General features: G+C 60.2%; 14 protein-coding genes. 3 read left to right on the top strand and 11 right to left on the bottom strand.

Translation table 11 applies throughout. From position 1 onward, the window contains the following. Positions 1-7: 7 nt before the first annotated feature. Entirely contained in the window at positions 8-775 is a 768-nt protein-coding gene (locus ACJ8MK_RS05800; protein ID WP_033637359.1) for an AraC family transcriptional regulator, read from the bottom strand. Positions 776-875: 100 nt separating this feature from the next. Here ACJ8MK_RS05800 and ACJ8MK_RS05795 point away from each other — a divergent pair, with 100 nt between their 5' ends. Then, positions 876-2,039 carry a multidrug effflux MFS transporter gene (locus ACJ8MK_RS05795; RefSeq protein ID WP_047568972.1) on the top strand — a complete coding sequence of 388 codons (1,164 nt, stop codon included), beginning with the start codon at positions 876-878 and terminating at the stop codon, positions 2,037-2,039. A gap of 3 nt (positions 2,040-2,042) precedes the next feature. Here ACJ8MK_RS05795 and ACJ8MK_RS05790 read toward each other — a convergent pair whose 3' ends face one another. From ACJ8MK_RS05790 to ACJ8MK_RS05765, 6 genes are all read right to left on the bottom strand, one after another. Further along, positions 2,043-2,840, bottom strand: a complete 798-nt coding sequence (locus ACJ8MK_RS05790; protein WP_126171837.1) for a thioesterase II family protein — start codon at positions 2,838-2,840, stop codon at positions 2,043-2,045. 36 nt (positions 2,841-2,876) lie between these two features. Next, positions 2,877-3,614, bottom strand: coding sequence for a tryptophan 2,3-dioxygenase family protein (locus ACJ8MK_RS05785; RefSeq protein ID WP_033647260.1), 738 nt, complete (start codon positions 3,612-3,614; stop codon positions 2,877-2,879). Continuing rightward, positions 3,611-4,423: a cyclase family protein gene (locus ACJ8MK_RS05780; RefSeq protein WP_164038785.1), complete on the bottom strand. Its 813-nt coding sequence runs from the start codon at positions 4,421-4,423 to the stop codon at positions 3,611-3,613. Before ACJ8MK_RS05780 ends, ACJ8MK_RS05785 begins: the two co-directional genes overlap by 4 nt. Next, on the bottom strand, positions 4,410-10,118 hold the full coding sequence (locus ACJ8MK_RS05775) for an amino acid adenylation domain-containing protein (RefSeq protein ID WP_442517584.1): 5,709 nt from the start codon (positions 10,116-10,118) through the stop codon (positions 4,410-4,412). The genes ACJ8MK_RS05780 and ACJ8MK_RS05775 overlap by 14 nt, the downstream gene beginning before the upstream one ends. Before the next feature lie 69 nt (positions 10,119-10,187). Continuing rightward, positions 10,188-11,123, bottom strand: coding sequence for a diiron oxygenase (locus ACJ8MK_RS05770; protein WP_033647255.1), 936 nt, complete (start codon positions 11,121-11,123; stop codon positions 10,188-10,190). A gap of 13 nt (positions 11,124-11,136) precedes the next feature. Continuing rightward, positions 11,137-11,421 carry a 2Fe-2S iron-sulfur cluster-binding protein gene (locus tag ACJ8MK_RS05765; protein ID WP_071883774.1) on the bottom strand — a complete coding sequence of 95 codons (285 nt, stop codon included), beginning with the start codon at positions 11,419-11,421 and terminating at the stop codon, positions 11,137-11,139. A 354-nt stretch (positions 11,422-11,775) separates the two neighbouring features. Between ACJ8MK_RS05765 and dacB the strand changes: the two genes are divergently transcribed. Continuing rightward, positions 11,776-13,242, top strand: a complete 1,467-nt coding sequence (gene dacB, locus ACJ8MK_RS05760) for a D-alanyl-D-alanine carboxypeptidase/D-alanyl-D-alanine endopeptidase (protein WP_164038781.1) — start codon at positions 11,776-11,778, stop codon at positions 13,240-13,242. 10 nt (positions 13,243-13,252) lie between these two features. Here dacB and ybaK read toward each other — a convergent pair whose 3' ends face one another. The 3 genes from ybaK to copA all read right to left on the bottom strand — a co-directional run bounded on the left by ybaK (position 13,253) and on the right by copA (position 17,611). Next, entirely contained in the window at positions 13,253-13,732 is a 480-nt protein-coding gene (ybaK, locus tag ACJ8MK_RS05755) for a Cys-tRNA(Pro)/Cys-tRNA(Cys) deacylase YbaK (protein WP_004940240.1), read from the bottom strand. A 227-nt stretch (positions 13,733-13,959) separates the two neighbouring features. Then, a complete protein-coding gene (locus tag ACJ8MK_RS05750; protein WP_308359137.1) occupies positions 13,960-14,766 on the bottom strand; it encodes a TraB/GumN family protein in 807 nt (268 codons plus the stop codon). A 133-nt stretch (positions 14,767-14,899) separates the two neighbouring features. Beyond that, entirely contained in the window at positions 14,900-17,611 is a 2,712-nt protein-coding gene (gene copA / locus ACJ8MK_RS05745; protein ID WP_164038777.1) for a copper-exporting P-type ATPase CopA, read from the bottom strand. Positions 17,612-17,719: 108 nt separating this feature from the next. On the opposite strand from copA, the gene cueR reads away from it, so the two are divergent. Then, positions 17,720-18,121, top strand: coding sequence for a Cu(I)-responsive transcriptional regulator (gene cueR, locus ACJ8MK_RS05740; RefSeq protein WP_033637368.1), 402 nt, complete (start codon positions 17,720-17,722; stop codon positions 18,119-18,121). Here the strand turns inward: cueR and ACJ8MK_RS05735 are convergent. Next, positions 18,118-18,579, bottom strand: coding sequence for an NfeD family protein (locus tag ACJ8MK_RS05735; protein ID WP_033637369.1), 462 nt, complete (start codon positions 18,577-18,579; stop codon positions 18,118-18,120). The two genes, cueR and ACJ8MK_RS05735, sit on opposite strands and share 4 nt — an antisense overlap. Positions 18,580-18,581 lie beyond the last annotated feature (2 nt).

The raw sequence follows: 18,581 nt of genomic DNA, 5'->3' as shown, positions 1-18,581 counted from the left end.
CGGCCTCTTACTTTCTTCTCTCCATATACGCCCTCGGCGGGCAGCCCACCATATTCTTGAAAAAAGTGGCGAAGGCGCTGTCGCTGGAAAACGCCAGCCGACCGGCGACGTCGGATTGGCTCAGCCCTGCGGCCAGCATCTCTATTGCTTTGATCAGGCGCCATTGCTGACGCCACTGTTGATAACTGAGGCCGGTTTCACGGCGGAAAATCCGGCTGATGGTTTTCTCGGAAGCGCCGCTGTAGCGCGATAGCTCGTGCAGCGGCGGAAGCATGTCCAGATTGGCCAGATGGCGCAGGCGCCGGTCGCTGGGCAGCGGCAGCAACGTCAGTTCGCGCGGCGCGGCGGCGATCTCGTCCAGGCAGACCGCCAGAATATTGGCGTGAGGCCCATGCTGCCAGTCGGTGTCGAATGCGGCGAACGCGATGCGTTCCAACACCTCGCGCAGCAGCGGCGAGGCTGTCAGTACGGCAAGCTGCGCAGGCAGACAGGCATAGCGATCGGCGTCGAGATAAAGCGAACGGTAACCGACTACGCCGTTGACCTGAACGCGGTGAGCCACTTGCGGCGGGATCCAGGCAACTCTGCCCGGCGGTAGCATACAGATGCTTTGGTTGAGCGTGATACGCATGCTGCCTTGCTGACAGAACAGCAACTGGCCTCTGTCATGCCAATGCGTGCCAGAGTCGTGCTGCGCCAGTTCGGCGGCGATCCCGAGCACGCCGTTGTCGAGCGTATCCGGATTAAAACTGTCCTGCGCCTGAAGCCACGCCATAGTATGTCCGATTTTGTAAATTTATTGTCTTTTATATTGTAATCGGCGCCGGGGAGCAGATGCTACCTTGTGCAGCTTATTCTTGGCTACAGGATCTGTTATGCAACGTAAGCTGACTCTGACATTGGCGACGTCGATGATGATGTTTCCCCAGGTGGTGGAGACCATCTACAGCCCGGCATTGACGCACATTGCGCACGGTTTCCGGGTAAGTGCGGAAATGGCGGCGCAAACGCTCTCTTGCTACTTTTTCGCCTTTGCGCTGGGCGTGGTGGTTTGGGGGCGGATGTGCGACGTTATCGGACGCCGTCCCACCATTTTGGCCGGGCTGACGCTCTATCTGCTGGCTTCTATCGTCGCACTGTTCAGCGGCAGCTTCAGCGTGCTGCTGGCGGCGCGGGTGCTGGCCGCCTTTGGCGCGGCGGTCGGTTCGGTCGGGACGCAAACGGCGATTCGCGATCGCTTCGACGGTTATGAGTTGGCGCGGGTGTTCTCGGTGATGGGGATCGCCATGGCGATCAGCCCGGCGGTTGGCGTATTGAGCGGCGCAGTGCTGACTCACTATTGGGGCTATCAGGGGGTGTTTGGCGGTTTGGCGCTGTTGGCGGCGCTGTTGCTGGGCTATGCCGGTTGGCAACTGCCGGAGACGCGTCCGCAACAGGTGGTGAGGCATTCATTTTTCGGCACGCTGGGGCGGATGATCAAGGACGGGGATATTTGGCTCAGTGCGCTGCTGGTGGCGTTGTTCAATATTTGCATGTTCAGCTATTACCAGCTGGCGCCATTCCACTTCGCGGCGTTGGAACTGCCGGCGCAGTGGTTCGGTTATACCGGTTTGGTGTTGGCGGCCGGGGTCGGTATCGGCGCGGCGATCAACAAGTTTTTGATCGGCAAACACTGGCTGTTCCCCGCGTTGCTGATGCTGGCCTGCGTTTTATCACTGGCCGGCGGCCTGCTGGTACTGCTGCTGGAAGGGAGCTTGTGGTTCGTTCTGCCGATGATGCTGGTGGTGATGGCGTACGGCATCGCCATTCCCAATATTCTGGCGCGCGCGCTGCGGCATTATAAAGACTGCATGGGCACCGCCGGCGCGATCCTTGGCCTGATGTATTACCTGATGCTTGGCGGTGGCTTGGTGCTGGCCGGGCTGTCGCAGCACCTGGGCGCCGTGCTGTCGCTCTGCAGCCTGTGCGTGCTGCTGTTGGCGTGGCGGGTGGTGCACAACGAGCGCCGTTTGGCGTTGCCTGAGCGTGAAAACGCCTGAGTGTTACCGGCTGGCCGGTTCGCTCAGGCGGCCCGCCAGCAACTGGTGAACGCCGGCTATCACTGCCTCGCGCTGCGTGGTGATATACATATGTCCGCCGGCAAAAGTGCGCTGCTGAAAATCGCCTTGCGCGATCCGGCGCCAGTCGAGCAAATCCTGCCGATCGATCAACTCGTCGTTTTCACCATAGAACATCGCCAGCGGGGCGTGGTAACCCGGTTGCGCAGGGAAAAGCAATTGGCTGGACAGCAACAGATCGGCACGGATCAGCGGCAGATAGTAATCGACCAGCGCGCTGTCGCCGATGAGAGACTCATCCAGGCCCTCGCCGGCACAAAGCGCATTCAGCAAAGCGGCACGAGGCATCCTCAGCAACTGGCTGTGGCGCGCAAGAAAGGGCGATGAACTGGCGGAAATGATCAACTGCAGCGGCGGTTGGGGCAGCGCCATCGCTAACGCCAGCGCAACCCGTCCGCCAAGACTGTGGCCGAAAAAGATCAGCGGTTTATCCTGCAGTGGCTGCAGTGCCGGTATCAGTTGATTGATGAGCGATTGGGGTTGGCAGAGCGGCGCTTCGTGCGCCCGCTCCTCTCGACCGGGGTATTGCACGGCATAGAGTTCGATGTCCTGATGCAACGTGGGGCTCCATCGCTGAAAGGCAGTGGCTCCGGCGCCGGCGTGGGGAAAAGCGATCAGCCGCAGGCTGCCCTGGCGACCCGGCGTCAGCGGTTTCAGGCCGAGGGGGGCGTTGGGGAAGTGGGTGCAATGCATGGCGAAAATCCGTATTTTCAGGGGTGCCAAGGAAGCCTGAGCTTCCTTGGCGTTAAGGGAATGCACTCAGTTGATGGCGTTCCACAATTCATCGAAGATCGGCGTGAACAGCGTAGATTTAAGATAGTCCGAACCCGATGAACCGCCGGTACCTTTCCGCTGCCCGATCGTACGCTCCACCAGTTTCACATGGCGGTAACGCCACTCTTGCAGCAGTGAATCCAAATCAAGCAGTTGGTTGAGCAGTAGCGATTCGCAGCCTGAACGCGTCAGCGATTGCCTGATGATGTCGTCGAAGCCTTGCGCCGCCTGATTGGGCTGGTCATTGAGACGCATCAGGTGGCCGCGTATCGCCTGCCATAGGGAAACCGGTTGGATAATAGCCGCCAATCGGCGCTGTGCCTCTTCATCACCTTGATACTGTTGTAGTTTCTTTGGGTTTTCCTTGCCGAGCAGCGCTTCTATGCCGGCAAACTGGTAGGATTGGAAACCGCTGGCGGTGCCGAGATAGCTGCGAAAACGCTGGAATTCATGAAACTTCAGCGTGCAAATCACGGCGATCTGATTCACCACGGTTTGGGTAATGGCATTGACGCGCGTCATCGTTTCGATCGCCGCCGGTATATCTCCTTCTTCGATCAGCGCAATCGCCAGATGAAGCTCATCGATCAACTGCTTGAACCAGAGCTCGTAGGTTTGATGAGTGATGATAAACAAGTTTTCATTGCGGTGTTCCGCAGACGGCGAGGCTGGCTGTTGCAGTGACAGCAGCTGGTTTAGCTGCAGATAGCTGGCGTAATTCATGATGTCACTTTCCCTGTAGAAAACGAAAATAGGACGGGCCGACTGGGAAGGGCATCCCCGCTCAGATCCGGCAGTTGAATGGTCAGAAAATAGTGCCCCGCCGCGGCGTGTGCGGGAACCTGAATCAGCTCGGTCACGGAGGCGTATTTGCGCCCGGAGTGCGGCCTGTTGGGGGCATCAAGCCCCCAAAAACGGCGATGGTTGTCCATGCGTCCGCCGTCGTATAGCCGGTCGATCGACGGAATATCCACCAACAGATGCTGGACGCCGAGTTCGACGATGCGCGCCAGAGCTTGATGGCTGAAGTAGGGCGCACAGGCTGCGGCGCGGAAATCGCTCGGCGTCTCGACCGCTATCACCAAAGCCTGCAGGTAGTCGCCCGACAACGGCGCCAGCGCGTCATCGAGCGCCGCCCGGGTAATCAGCCAATCTTCAGAGGCAGCGCTGGCGTTATAGCTCTCCGTGGTCCCGTCCGCGCGTTGCGGCCTGACGCGAATCAGGGTGGCGGCGATGAACGGTTCAAGCGGCAAATCCGCCACGTTGTGCGTTTCAGGAAGAATATGGCCGATGCATTCGGTGTGCGTGCCGTGGCAGTGTGGCACCAGGCTGATACGCTCGGCGTTGCAGACCCCGCCATGACGCACGCTGGCGACGGTATCGCCGTAACTCAGCGGCGCTGAATCGGCGGGGGCCACGCCATAAAGGTTGGTCGGGTTATCGGTGAAGTCCAGCCTGGCCGAGAGCCGCAGCGGCTCTCGGTAGTCAAGGTGATGACAACGTCCATGGTGGTACACCTCAATGCGTTTCATCGGCGACCCCGGCAGTTTTGCTCAAGGCCAGCGCGGTGAGTTCGCGGATCTGGCTGTGCATGATGAATTCGCGGATAGTCAGCGAGACGCCCATCTGTTGACGAATGGCGTGCAGCAGTTGCGGGATCTGCAGTGAATTTCCACCCAGGCTGAAGAAGCTGTCGCAGACGCTGATCTGCGTCTGCGACAAGACTTGTTGCCAGATATGCTGCATGGCGCTTTCCGCCTCGTTGGCCGCAGGCGTGTAGTCCGCTTCGGAAGCCGAGTAGCGGGTTTCCGGCGCCGGTAGCCGACGAATGTCGATTTTATTGTTGTTGGTGAGCGGGAAGGCCGACAGCACCACAAAACCGGACGGGATCATGATATTCGGCAAGCGAGCTTTCAGCGCCGTGCGCACCGCTTTTTCATTCAGCTCCTCTCCCGGCGTTAACTGCAGGTAGCTGACGATGCGGGCCTGCTGGCCTTCACCGACAATTAAGCTGAGCGACCGCTCGATATTGTCGAGAGAGGATAAACTGAGATCGATTTCGCTCAATTCGATGCGGTGGCCGCGAATTTTGACCTGGTGATCGTTCCGGCCGAGGTATTCCAGCTGCCCCTGACGATTAAACCGCACAATGTCGCCGGTGCGGTACATATAGCGCTCGGTGCCGAACGCCTGGCGCCGTAGAAAGACCTTATCGCTCAGCGTCGGGTTGCGCCAATACCCCGGTGATACCCCTGCGCCGCCCAGCCATAGCTCACCAAATGCGCCGCTTGGCATCGGGTTGCCGGCCTGATCCATGACCAGAACGTCAGTCGACTGTATCGGCGTGCCGATACAGTCGCTCGCGCCTTCGTGAGTCAGATCGGCGCAGGTCGACCAGATGGTGGTTTCCGTCGGGCCATACACCTGCAGCACCCGTGTCGCGATGCGTCGCAATTGCGTCAACAAGGCCGCCGGCATCTTCTCGCCGCCGCACAGCACGGTCAGGGGGCGCTGGCCCGTCGCCGGCAGATGGTGGACGATGGTGCTCCAGACGGTAGGTGTCGCTTGAATCACGCTGGGCTGCTGTCGCTCGATAAAGTGATACAACTTGACCGGATCCATGGCGGTTTCTCGTGGACACAGCGTGGCGTGCGCGCCGCCGGCCAGCGAGCAGAACAGTTCCAACCCAAAAATATCGAAGCTGATGCTGGTCAGGCTGAGCACCTTATCGCTCGCGCTCAGCGCCAGCCGCCCGACGAAGTCGTGGGTGAAATTGTTCAGGTTGCCGTGGGTGATCATCACGCCTTTTGGGTTACCGGTTGAGCCTGAGGTGTACATGATGTAGGCCAGCGTATCGTCGGCTGGGATCGGCAATGTGTCGGCCGCTGCAGGTTGAGAAACCAGCGAGTCGAAACCGACGGCGGGACTGGCCCAACGTTGTTCTGGCTCACCATCGGTCACCAGCAACCGGGCTTGCGCGTTCTCGATCATGTAGCTCACGCGGTCGGCCGGGTAGTGTACGTCAATCGGCACGTAGTGTTTGCCGGCTCTCAGCACGCCGAGCAGGAGTACGGCGACGTGGCAACTTTTCTCCATCATGACGCCGACCGAAAAAGGCTTGCTGTCGATGCGCTGCAATGCATGCGCGATGCGTTCAGACTGTGCCCACAGCTGACGGTAGCTGTACTGTTGCCGTTCGCAGCTGACGGCGAGGCTGTCAGGCTGGGTTTGTGCCAAGCGATCAATTTGCACCAGCAGCGAGTCACCTGAACCTGCGTCCGAGCTGACGGCCAACTGTTGCAGCCAATGTTGTTCCCGTTCGCATAGCGGGTTGAGGGCACGCTGCGCCGTGTTGGCCGGCAGGGTGAGCAGTTGCCGCAGCGTTTGCTGATAGTTGTCCAACAGCATCTGCATGCTGGCGGGATAAAACAGTTCGCTGGCGTAATCGAGTTCGATGGCGACGGCGTCCTGTTCCACACTAAAGTTCCAGGTCATATCGAACATCGAGAAGCCGGACGAAAGCGGCAAGCGATGCAGCGTGCAATCGTGCAGGTTTTGTTGGCATACGTCGCCGGCGTTCTGCAGGATCGCCATGATTTGGAATAACGGATTTTTATTCGACATCCGCTCGTATTCGATCTGGTGCAAGATCCGGTCGAACGAGAGCTGCTGATGCTGATAGGCGCCGATACAGGTTTCCATCATGTTACCGATCAGCTCGGCCAGGGTGTCCTGTTCGCTCAGTTGGATACGCAGCGGTACGGTATTGACATGGAAGCCGCTGACCTGCGCCTGATCCAGGTTGTCCCGCGCTGCAATGGCGGTGCCGATGACGATATCCTGCTGCTGGGTATAACGGCTGAGCAGTAAACTTAATGCCGCGCAGAGCAAGGCGAAAGGCGTGGCGCCCAGCGCTTTGCCCCGTGACGCCAGCAGACCGGCCACGTCGGGCTGCAGCTGATAATGGATGCGTTCTCCGGCATGTGTCGGCATTAGCGGGCGTGGTTTATCCAGCGGGAAGTCCAGTTCGCGGCAGCCTTGCAGTTGCTGTTGCCAGTAAGCGACATCCGCCGGCGCAGGTGGTGCGATGCCGCTGTTGACGATGTCAATGGTTTGGATCTGCGGTTGCGGCGCGTCAAACCCATTGTGATCGTCGAGCTCGTTATAGCGCTGCCACAGATCGTTAAGGATCAGCTGTTCGCTCCAGGCGTCGGTAATTATGTTGTGTTTTACCCAAATCAAAACATGGTGCTGCTGATGATACTGTACCAGCCGAAGCACCAGCGGCGGGCGAGCGGTGATGTCGAAAGGCGTGGCACACAGTTGGCGCACCCACTTCTCTGCCGACAGCGTTTGGCCTTCCACCCAGTGGTCGGCAAGACGAATCGGGGTATGCGGTTCTGCCAACTGATAGGCGACACCGTCGGTTTCGGCGAAGCGAGTGCGCAGGCTTTCATGTTTTTCATAGATAAAATTGATCGCCTGTTCAAAGCGCGCCAGATCGAGCGAGCCCTGGATGTCTATCGCCAGCGGCAGGTTGTAACTGCAGTCGTCAGGATTCAATGCGCTCAGGTACCAGAGCAGGTTCTGCTGAGGGCTGAGCGGCGCGCGGCGTTCGTCGCAGATCGCGATGGCGCGCTCCGCGGCAACGGCCTTATTCTCGATATATTCGGCCAGTTTGCGTACCGTATTATGGCGGAACAGATCGGCGATGCTCAGGTGGCAGCAAAGATCGCGTGCGACGAGCGCGACGATTTTGCTCATTGTCAGCGAGTGTGCGCCCAGGTTGATGAACTCCTGTGTGACGTCGGCTTGCGGACAGCCGATGGCGTTGGCCACGATGCGCTCGAGAATGGCCTCAGTTTCTGTTTCCGGTGGCGTCAGGCGCTCATTTCGTTCATCCAGCGGCCAGTTTTCCAACTGTTGACGGGCGATCTTGCCATTGATGGTCAGCGGCAGCGCCGGCAAGAAAATAAAGACGCTGGGGATCGCGGCTGGGTGGAGCTGTGTGACCAACGCGTGACGCAGCGCGTCGATCGTCAGCTCAGGCGAAGCGGGTTGTACGAAGGCGGCGAGAATTTTGCCCGAGGGCTGGCTGCGAGCCACCACGCAGGCGCTTTCAACCAGGGGGTGACTGCGGACGGCGCTTTCCACTTCACCCATTTCGATGCGTACACCGCGTATCTTCACCTGGTGATCACGGCGGCCGACGAAAATAATGTTGCCCTGTTCGTCCCATTTGGCGATGTCACCGGTTTGATAAAGGCGCTCTTCGGCCGCCATATACGGTAGCCGACAGGTAATGAACTTCTCTGCGCTCAGCGCCTCTTGATGCAGGTAACCGTGCGCCAGGCCGCTGCCGGCGATGCACAGTTCGCCCTCAAAACCGACCGGCAGTGGATTGTGGTGGGGATCAAGGATGTGACAACGGTAGTTTTTCAGCGGTTTGCCAATGCAGTTCCAGGGAACGCCTGGACGATACTCGCACAGCGAAGTGGCAATGGAAGCCTCGGTCGGCCCGTAACCGTTGCACAATCGGGTGCGCTCGGCCCACCAGGTGACGACGTCCGCTGGCGGTGCGTCTCCCATGACGATCATTGTCCGCAGTCCCGGCCACATTTCGCGGGGCAACAATTCCAGAATTGCCGGTGTAATAGTGATATGGCCGATATCGTGTCGAGTCAGATAATCGTGCAGCGCGCCGACATCGGTATGCAGCTCCGAGGGCGCCAGATAAAGCGTCGCACCGCTGACCAACGCGCCATAGACGTCCCAGCCGAAGGCGTCGAAACCCAACGAGGCGATGGCCAGCACGCGACTGCCTTGCGCCAGGCCAATGAAATCGCGGTGGTTTTGCGCCACGTTGCTCAGGCCCTCACGCCCTATCATGACGCCTTTGGGTTTGCCGGTCGTCCCGGAGGTATAGCAGACGTAGGCCAGTGCGTCTCGCGATTGAGGGAGTTGCTCCGCATGGATGTTCAGCGAACGGTAGTCAATGCTTGATGGCGCAATGCACGGCGCGTCGCCAGAGTGCAACGGCGAGTCGGCCAAAATCAGCGCAGGCTGCACGTCGTCAAGAATGCTTTGATTGCGCGCCGCTGGCGCCTGCGGATCGAGCAGTACATAGGTTTTATTGCTTTTCAGTATCCCCAACAGCACGATCAGCAGCGTCGCTGACTTGTCCATCGAGACGGCGACGACCGAGCTGGCGGCCCCGCAGTGTTCAAGCAGCCAACAGGCAAACTGATCCGAGGCGCGATCGATCTCGCCATAGCTGTATATCTGGCCATCGGCATGCAGCGCGGCCTGTTGCGGATGAGCGGCGGCGGCGTGGCGGAACAAAGCGATGACGTCGTGCGCCAGCAGCTTGGCATCGTCGGTTGCGTTGAATTGGCTCAGGCGATGCAACGTTTGAGGTTGAGTAACAATGGGCGCGGCGACGGGATCGGCCGGATCTGCCAATAGCGCGTCAAGATAGTCGGTGAACGCGTTGAAACGCATGTCGTCGCCATACAGGGTAAGCTGAGTGCCGTCACCGCAAGCCGCTACGTCGACCATCGCTCGTGGCTGGGCATAGCGCCCCTGTTTGAGCGCGCCGGTTTCATTAAAGAAGAAATGTTGCAGCTGTGCGGGGGACGTGATGTCCGCCACCGGCAGCGTATGGAAGTCGGCGCCGGGTTGCCAGGTGAGATGGCAGAGATCGCTGCCGCAACGCCCCTGCATCTGATCGCCAAGGCGTTCCATCAGCAATGCGGTCAACTCGCGCATGCGCGTCGGTGATTCGGCATAGTATTTACGCGCCAAACGGTAGGGAGTGTCTTGTGCGTGCGGTAAGCCGCCACGCGAAAGCTCGACCACAATGTCGACAAGCTTTTCCTGCAGCAGGGGAAGTTGGGCGCCTGCGACCATATCGGACAGCGCGTCGCACAGATAAGCGGTTTGGCCGGCGGAGCTAAAGTACAGAGAAAAGTGTTCTTGGTTTTGCAGAGTATCAATGTCGCTAATATTTTTTTTATTGGTTACGATCGTCAGCAGATTTTTTCCCTGCTGTTGCAGCCGTCGTATTGTTTCAGCGTTATTTTCAGTTGTGATAATAAGATCGAATTTTTCGATTGGACGGCGTTCGAGACTGATAAAACTAACCTGATGGCCGTATTCCTGGATTTCGTCTGTTAATAATTTACCGCAGGCACTGTCGCCGAAATAGCCAATATGAAGTAATTCCATTTTTGCTTCCTGAGAATAATGATTTCCCTTGCGGAATATCAAAGGGTGCTGAATTTTTATGCCGGTTAATTAGATTTTTGCATGCAGCGCATCGGCGATAGGCAAATCAGCCAGAATGCCCGATTTATTCAGTGCCACCAGCATTTGTTCCGTGACGATATTATTGGTTTCCCACGGTTTAACATGCGTTGCTGGATAAGTATCTGCGATGATGTCGATAATTTCCGCTTCGGCCAGTCCGAGTTGGCGCAACATGCAGGCGCTGAAATCTTTGGCGATAGCGTCGGTTGCGTAGCCTTCCAGGAAAGCCAAAATCGGTTGTTGCAACGCTTGCTTGGTCGCCGCGTCGCTGTGGCGCCAGATATGGCTTAGCACCTGCTGTGAGAAGCGGGCATGGCGGCCTTCATCCGCAACGTGATCTTTCATCACCAGATAGAAGGTCGGGAAAATATCTTCGTTGTTGATCACATCGATAAGATCGGTCGTCAGCGCCTGCTCAGACAGAGACACGCACACCAGTCGCAGCAGTTCGCGCAGCCGTTCGTCCCCCATTGCCAACGATTGCGCCAGGGCATAGGAAGCCTCGGTGTCTTTTGGCATCGGCAGCGGCGCAATGGACGTCATCTGCTCTACCTGATTGATCAGATCCAGCGCCACCAGGGCGTGATAGGACTCATCCACGACCACGGTCAGCGCGTCTAAGCGCATTTCAAGCGGAAAGTCTACGCCGACCGCGTTTTTGTAGAGCTTGTAACTGGAATCATTGATGATATCCAACTCGATGTTGGCGATGCCATTCAGGTAGTGGTAGAGGGTTTGCACCTGAATATAGCGCAATGCTTGTTCACCGAGCGCGGCAACGCGCGGATGGAGGCACAGCGGCAGACGTTCGAGGGGGAAGAAAAGGGTTGATTGGCTGTCCTGTTCGTTGAGAAGGCGACGAGGACGGGAGCGGACAATCGCGGCGCGATCCCATTTTTTCAACGTGGTTTCAATGAGGCTCATCGGTTAATCCTTATTAATAGAGTTCTATTTCAATATCCGATTGTGAATAGGCACAGCAAGCTAGAATAATATTCTCTTCTAACTCCTCTTCGCATAAGGCACTCTGTTTTTCATGGCGTATATTTCCGCTGATTAGAAGTAATTTGCAACAGCCGCACCTCCCCTTTCGGCATAGATTGGGGATGTCGATATTTAATCTTTCAAAGTTTTCAAGCAGCGACGTTTCAGGACAAAAGTCACCGATGCCCGCGCCATCAAAAATAACATGATGACCATCGGGCCCTGTTTTTGCAGACATGGCGTGTTATTCCCTATGGAAGTCAGTGAGTGAGATCACATTTTAAAATTCATATAAGTAAATTGTTATTAATAATAGGTTGTGGGTTTTAATGGGGAGTAACGATAGCTTTGGCTTTGTATATTGTCAACACGACACATTAAAAACATTAACATTATATTAAAGGTTGTTTCACATAATATAGTTCATATTCAAACTTTATTGCCTGGATTGTTTAGCAATTCTTATTATTGTTTGTTTTATAATATCAACAGGCAAAAATCTTTGTTCAGCGAATGGAAAACAGGACGTCGCCGCCTTCTAATGATAGCCTGAGCGGCAATTTGGTTTTGATAACGCAAGCAGGAAGATGACATGTTGAAAACCGCAGGCTGGCTGCTGCCCGCCATCCTGGCGCTGGCGGGGTGTTCGTCATCCGGCCAACGTCATGAGCAAACGCTTAGCCAGGCGCTGACGGCCCTCGGCCAGGACAAGGCGCTGATTGGGGCGTCGAACGGCGTGATGGTGCGCGACGCCGAGAGCGGCACCGTGCTGTATCAGGCGCACGCGGAGCAGCGTTTGGCGCCGGCTTCCAACATGAAGATGTTCACGTCTCTGGCGGCGTTCGGCGTGCTGGGGGCGGATTACCGGTTTGAAACCCGGCTGCTGACCACCGGCGAGCAGCGCGGCGACACCTTGCGGGGGGATCTCTATCTGCAGGGCAGCGGCGATCCGACGCTGCACCCGGACGATCTCGACAGCTTCGCCGCCACGCTGGCGCAGCGTGGCATTCGCCATATCCATGGGCGGCTGATCCTGGATGCCAGCGCGTTCGATCAAACGCCATTCGGCGCCGGCTGGAGCTGGGACGACGAACCCTTCGCCTTCGCCGCGCCGATCTCGGCGCTGAACTACGCCTTTACCCCCGGCGGCGATATCAACGTGGTGCAGGTGGACGTGCAGCCGGGCGCCCGCGCCGGTGCGCCAGGGCGGGTGAGTTTCTATCCCGCCAATGACGCGGTGAGGCTGGTCAACCGCACCACCACCGGCGGCGACACCGCACTGACGTTCGATCGCCAGCCGGGCAGCAACCGAATCGTGGTCAGCGGCACCGTCGCCGCGCAGGCGGAGGCCAGCTCACGCTTGATTACCGTCGATCAGCCCGCCCGCGTGGTTGGCGCCTTATTGCAAAATGCCCTGCGCGCGCACGGCATCACGCTGCGCGGCAACGCTGAAGAAGGCGTGACCCCTGCGGGCGCCCGGCTGCTGGCGGAAAAAACCTCGCCGCCGCTCTCCCGATTGGCCGTCACCTTCCTGAAAGTGTCCAACAATGGTTACGGCGAGGTATTGACCAAAGCGATGGGCCGCAAGACGCAGGGCAAGGGGGACTGGGCCGCCGGCCTGCAGGCGATCGGCCGGTTTGTGCAAAGCCAGGGCATCGAGGCCAGCGCGTATCGCCAGGTGGACGGTTCCGGGCTGTCGCGCATGAACCAGATCACGCCGCAGCAGCTGACGACGCTGCTGCTGGCGGCCAGAAAACAGCCGTGGTTCGCCGACTGGTATAACGCCTTGCCCATCGCGGGCCAGCCGGGGCTGCTGGTGGGCGGCACGCTGCGGAGCCGCATGGTGAAAAGCGCGGCTGCCGGCCGCGCCCACGCCAAGAGCGGTTCCATGACCGGGGTATCGTCGCTCAGCGGCTATGTCGACTCGGCGGCCGGGCGGCCGCTGGCGTTCGCCATCATCAGCAACAACTACCTGGTGCCCGGCGCAGAGGTGAAAGCGCTGGAGGATCGCCTGGTCGAGACGCTGGCGGCCTGTGACGCCACGGTGGTGTGCCGCTGAGAAGGCGGCGTCAGTCGCGCTTGGCGATGTCGGCGAAGCTGCCGGCCAGCAGGCGGCACAGATCGGCGGCGGCCAGTTCGATGTCCAGCCCGCGTTTGCCGCCGGAAACGTAGATGGTGGCGAACGCTTGCGCCGGGCTGTCGATCACCGTCGGCAGCCGTTTTTTCTGCCCCAGCGGGCTGATGCCGCCCACCAGATACCCGGTGACGCGCTGGGCCAGCTGCGGATCGGCCATCTCGGCCTTTTTGGCGCCGAGCGCGCGGGCGACCTTTTTCAGATCCAACTGGGTGGCGACCGGCGTGACCGCCACCGCCAGATGTTTGGCGTCGCCGTTCAGCGCCACCAGCAGCGTTTTGTAAACCCGATCGGCATCCAGCCCCAGCTTTCTCACCGCCTCGTCGCCGAAGTTGGTTTCATCGCTGTCGTGGTGATACGGATGAAGGGTAAAGGCGACCTTTTGTTTCTCAAGCAGAACGACTGCGGGCGTCATGATGTGTTGTCCAGAATGTCCCTGTAGGGGAAGGGTGATAACCAGTCTTAAAAATACAAAAATCCAACCTGTACGGCAACCTGAGCGGCTGTTACATAAAGCGGGTTGCCAAGATATTCACCGGGTTGCTACCCTGTTTGCTGTAACCGTTAACACGGTTGCTATGCGTATAACTAGAATACAAGAAATTCCTCTTTGACTGGCCAATAGCGATATTGGCCTCTTTTTTAGCCCTGCGGCTGCAGCATCGCCGGCAGGTTATCCTCGCCGTACAGGTGTAATGCACCAACCGCCACCACATAGTTCCCGGCCGGCAGCGCCTCCAGCTGACGCCGCCAGTCGCGATTGCGCTGATGCATCAGCACGTCGTACAGCCCGGCGCTGAAGGTGGCGGGCAGGGTGTCCAGCGTGCCGCGCGGTTTGGCGTCCAGCCACCAGCTCACCATGGTTTGCAGCAGCCGCGCGTTGGTGTGCCAGTGTTCCAGCGTATCGCGCAGCAGCGCAATGCCGCCTTCCGGCAGTTGTTCCAGCATCGCCAGCTGCTGCTGCGCCCCTTCCAGTTCGATCACCGGTTTGTCCTGTACCCTGGCGGCCTGCAGCAGCTGATAGTCCACGCCGTACTCTGCCCGCAGCCCCAAACGCTGAGCCTGGCGCGCCTGCATCATCAGCGCCACCTGCCAGCCGGGCAGGGTGGCGAAGGCGTGCGGATCGGCGCCCAACTCATGGCACAGCGCCAGCAGCCGTTGATATTCTTCGGCGGACAGACGCTGTTCCAGCGCCGGCTGCAGCTCTGCGTGGTCGAAAGGGGAGGCGGAATCGGTGATATCGGCCTCGACGATCAGCGCGTCGGCCTGTTGCAGCCGGGCGGCCAGCCGGGGCGGCAACGGCGACATATCGACGGTGCCCATATGGATGCTGCCCACCAGATGCAGCCGACGATCGCCCGGCAGAGTGATGTCCAGCGCCGGATAAGCGTATCGTTTGGGCGAGATCAGGCCGAGAAAGGCGGCGAGGCGGCGTAACAGTTGACCCATACGGCGTGGCTCCTGAATAACGGGTGCGCGTTTCAGCATGAAAGGCGAGGGAAAATCGTCATTCATGCTAAACGCTATCCGTCGCGCAGGAAAGCCCGGAAAACGGCGGGGCGCCATGACGGCGCCCCTGAGATCACTTCCTGGGTTTAAAACGCAGCAGCCGGTTGGCGTTGCTGACCACGGTAATCGACGACAGCGCCATCGCCGCGCCCGCCACCACCGGGCTGAGAAGCGCGCCGGTCAGCGGGTAGAGCACGCCGGCCGCGATCGGGATACCCAGCGTATTGTAGATAAAGGCGCCGAACAGGTTCTGCTTCATGTTGCGCAGCGTGGCCTTCGACAGTTCCACCGCATCCGCCACGCCGTGCAGGCTGTGGCGCATCAGGGTGATGGCGGCGGTCTCGATGGCGATGTCGCTGCCGCCGCCCATCGCGATGCCCACGTCGGCCTGCGCCAGCGCCGGGGCGTCGTTGATGCCGTCGCCGACCATCGCCACGCGTTGGCCCTGCGCCTGCAGCTGTTTGATCGCCGCTGCTTTGCCGTCCGGCAGCACCCCGGCAATCACCCGATCGATACCGGCCTCTTTGGCGATGGCGTTGGCGGTCACCGGGTTGTCGCCGGTCAGCATCACCAGCTGATATCCCTGCTGGTGCAGGCGCTGCAGCGCCGCGACGCTGTCTTCGCGCAGCGGATCGCGAATGGCGAACAGCGCGGCCGGTTTACCGTTAACGGCCAGCAGCACCGGTGTCACGCCGCGTTCGGCCTGGGCGCGCATCGGCGCTTCCAGTTCGGCGATCGCGACCTGATGCTGCTCCAGCAGCGCGGCGTTGCCCAGCAGCAACTGCACGCCGTCGATCTCCCCGCTGACGCCGGCGCCGCGCAGGGTGCGGAACTGCGCGACCTGCGGCAGCGTTTGCCCGGCGGCGCGTTCCATGATGGCGCGCGCCAGCGGGTGGTTGGAGCCTTGCTCCAGCGCGGCGGCCCAGCCGATCGCCTGCTGCTCGCTGACCTGATTGAAGGTCAGGATCTCTACCACCTGCGGTTTCCCTTCGGTCAGGGTGCCGGTTTTGTCGAACACCAGGGTGTCCAACTGGCTGGCCTGCTGCAGGGCGTCGGCGTCGCGTACCAGCACGCCGAACTCCGCCGCGCGGCCCACGCCGGAGATGATCGACATCGGCGTCGCCAATCCCAATGCGCACGGACAGGCGATGATCAGCACCGTGGTGGCGATCACCAGCGTGTAGACCAGCTGCGGCTGCGGGCCGAAGAAGTACCACATCGCCGCGCTGAACAGGGCGATCGCCACCACCGCCGGCACAAACACCGCCGAGACGCGATCGGCCAGTTGACCGATCGCCGGTTTACTGCTCTGCGCCTGGCGCACCAGTTTGATGATGCGCGCCAGCGTGGTTTGGCTGCCGATGGCGGCGGCGCGGAACAGCACGCTGCCGTCGTCGACCACCGTCCCGGCATGCACCGTATCGCCGGGGCCTTTCTGCTGCGGCACCGCTTCGCCGGTCAGCATCGCTTCATCGAGCCAGACTTCACCCTGCACGATTTCACCGTCGACCGGCACGCGATCGCCGGTGGTCAGCCGCAGCGTCATGCCGAGCTGCACCTCCGCCAGCGGAATATCGCGCTCGCCGTCGTCGGTCACCAGCCGTGCGGTAGGCGGCGTCAGATCCAGCAACCGCTCCAGCGCCTGCGAAGAACGCTGACGGGCGCGCTGCTCCAGCGCATGGCCGAGGTTGATCAAACCGATGATCATCGCGCTGGCCTCGTAATAGAGGTGGCGCGCCTCCATCGGGAAGAAATCGGGCCAAATGTTGACGGCGATCGAGTAAAGCCAGGCGGCGCCGGTGCCGAGCGCCACCAGGGTGTCCATGGTGGCGCTGCCGTTCATCAGCGCGCGCCAGGCGTTGCGGTAGAAGTGCCCACCGGCGAACACCATCACCGCCAGGGTGATGACGCCGACCAGCAGCCAGGGGCGCTGGGTTTCCGGCGTCAGCGTCATGCTGCCGCCGAACAGCCCCCAGGCCATCAGTGGGATACCCAACGCCAGACCCAGCGCCGCCTGCCAGCTAAAGCGCTTCATGTTGGCGCGTGCGGTCTGCTGCTGGCGCTCGCGGCGTTCGGTTTCATCCTGAATCATCTCGGCGCCGTAGCCGGCTTTTTCCACCGCCGCCACCAGCGCCTGCGCATCGGCGGCGCCGGTCACCAGCGCGCTGCGTTCCGCCAGGTTGACGCGCGCGTGCTCAACGCCGGGAACGCTTTGCAGCGCCTGCTGCACTTTATTGACGCAGCTGGCGCAGGTCATGCCGCTGAGCAGCAGCTGTACGCTGTCGTCCGCGCCGTCGGTTGCCGGAAGGGGAGATTGCGCCGCAGGCTGAACGTCCGGCAACGAAGGTGTTGCGTCAGTCAACGGCTCAGTTTTTGGGGCGGCGGCGCCCGCTACGCCGGCGTGATAACCGGCATCTTCCACCGCGGCGATCAGCGCCTGCGGATCGGCATCGCCGTACACTTTCGCGCTGTCGATAGCGACGTCGGCGGCGAACACGCCCGGCACCGCTTCCAGCGCTTTGCGGGTGGTGCCGACGCAGTGCATGCAGCTCAGGCCGCTCAGCTGCAGTTCGGTATCGGCGCGCGGCGCGACTTCGGCCTGATAACCGGCGGCGGTCACGCTGTCGATCAGCGCGCTGTCCGGTGCGTCGCCGGTCACTTTGGCGTAATGCACGTTAACGTCCGCCTGTTCGACATCGCTGCGGCTTTCCAGGGCTTTTTTCACCCGCTGCGCGCAGTTCATGCAGGACAGCCCCTGCAATGCCAGCATAGTGGTGTGTGACATGATTGAACTCCTTGCTTAAACGGCGGTGTTTAAAGGTTGACCGCCGAACCTGTTTTCACTAAGAATGAAGCTTAAACCTTCCAGCAAGGGTAAGGTCAAGGAGGGAAAATGAATATTAGCGACGTCGCGAAAAAAACCGGGTTAACCAGCAAAACGATTCGTTTTTACGAAGAGAAAGCGCTGATTACCGCCCCGATCCGCAGCGATAACGGTTACCGCCATTATTCCGCCAGGCACGTTGAAGAGCTGACGCTGCTGCGCCAGGCGCGGCAGGTAGGCTTCAACCTGGACGAGTGCCGCGAGCTGGTGGCGTTGTTCAACGATCCGGCTCGCCACAGCGCCGACGTGAAGGCGCGAACGCTGCAGAAGGTGGCGGAGATCGACAGGCACATCAGCGAACTGGGCGAAATGCGCCAGCGCCTGGTGACGCTGGCCGATCAATGTCCGGGCGACGAGGGGGCGGAGTGCCCCATCATCAACAACCTGGCAGGATGCTGTCGTTCAAATTAGCGGCCGATGGCGCGGATCACCAGCGTGACGCCTTCCACCGCTACCACTTCCACTTCGGTGCCGGCGGGCAGATCTTCTGCCGCCTGCGCGCGCCAGCTACTGTCACCGATATTGATGCGCCCCATGCCGTTGTGCATCGGCTCCGTCAGCGTAGCGCGAGTGCCGATCAGCTGGCGGTTGCGCTGGTTGAGCACCGGCGAACCGCCGGATGCGGCCGCCGGGCGCCGGCGCAGCCAGTACCACCACAGGTAGGCGACGACGACGGTCAGGACGGCGAAGATCATGCCCTGCCACGCCCAGGAAAGCGGCGGCAGCAGCCAGATCAGCACGCCGACCAACAGCGCCGCCACGCCGCTCCACAGCAGGTAGCCGCCGGCGCCGAGCATTTCCGCCGCCAGCAACACGCCCCCGAGGGAGAGCCAAAACCACAGCGGATTCGCCGCGATCAGTTCAAGCATGA

It is taken from the genome of Serratia sp. CY38905 (assembly GCF_052168875.1).
GTDB classification, from domain to species: Bacteria; Pseudomonadota; Gammaproteobacteria; order Enterobacterales; family Enterobacteriaceae; genus Serratia; species Serratia sarumanii.
Note: the sequence above shows the minus strand (reverse complement) of the source record. Positions and strands in the feature narration are given on the sequence as shown.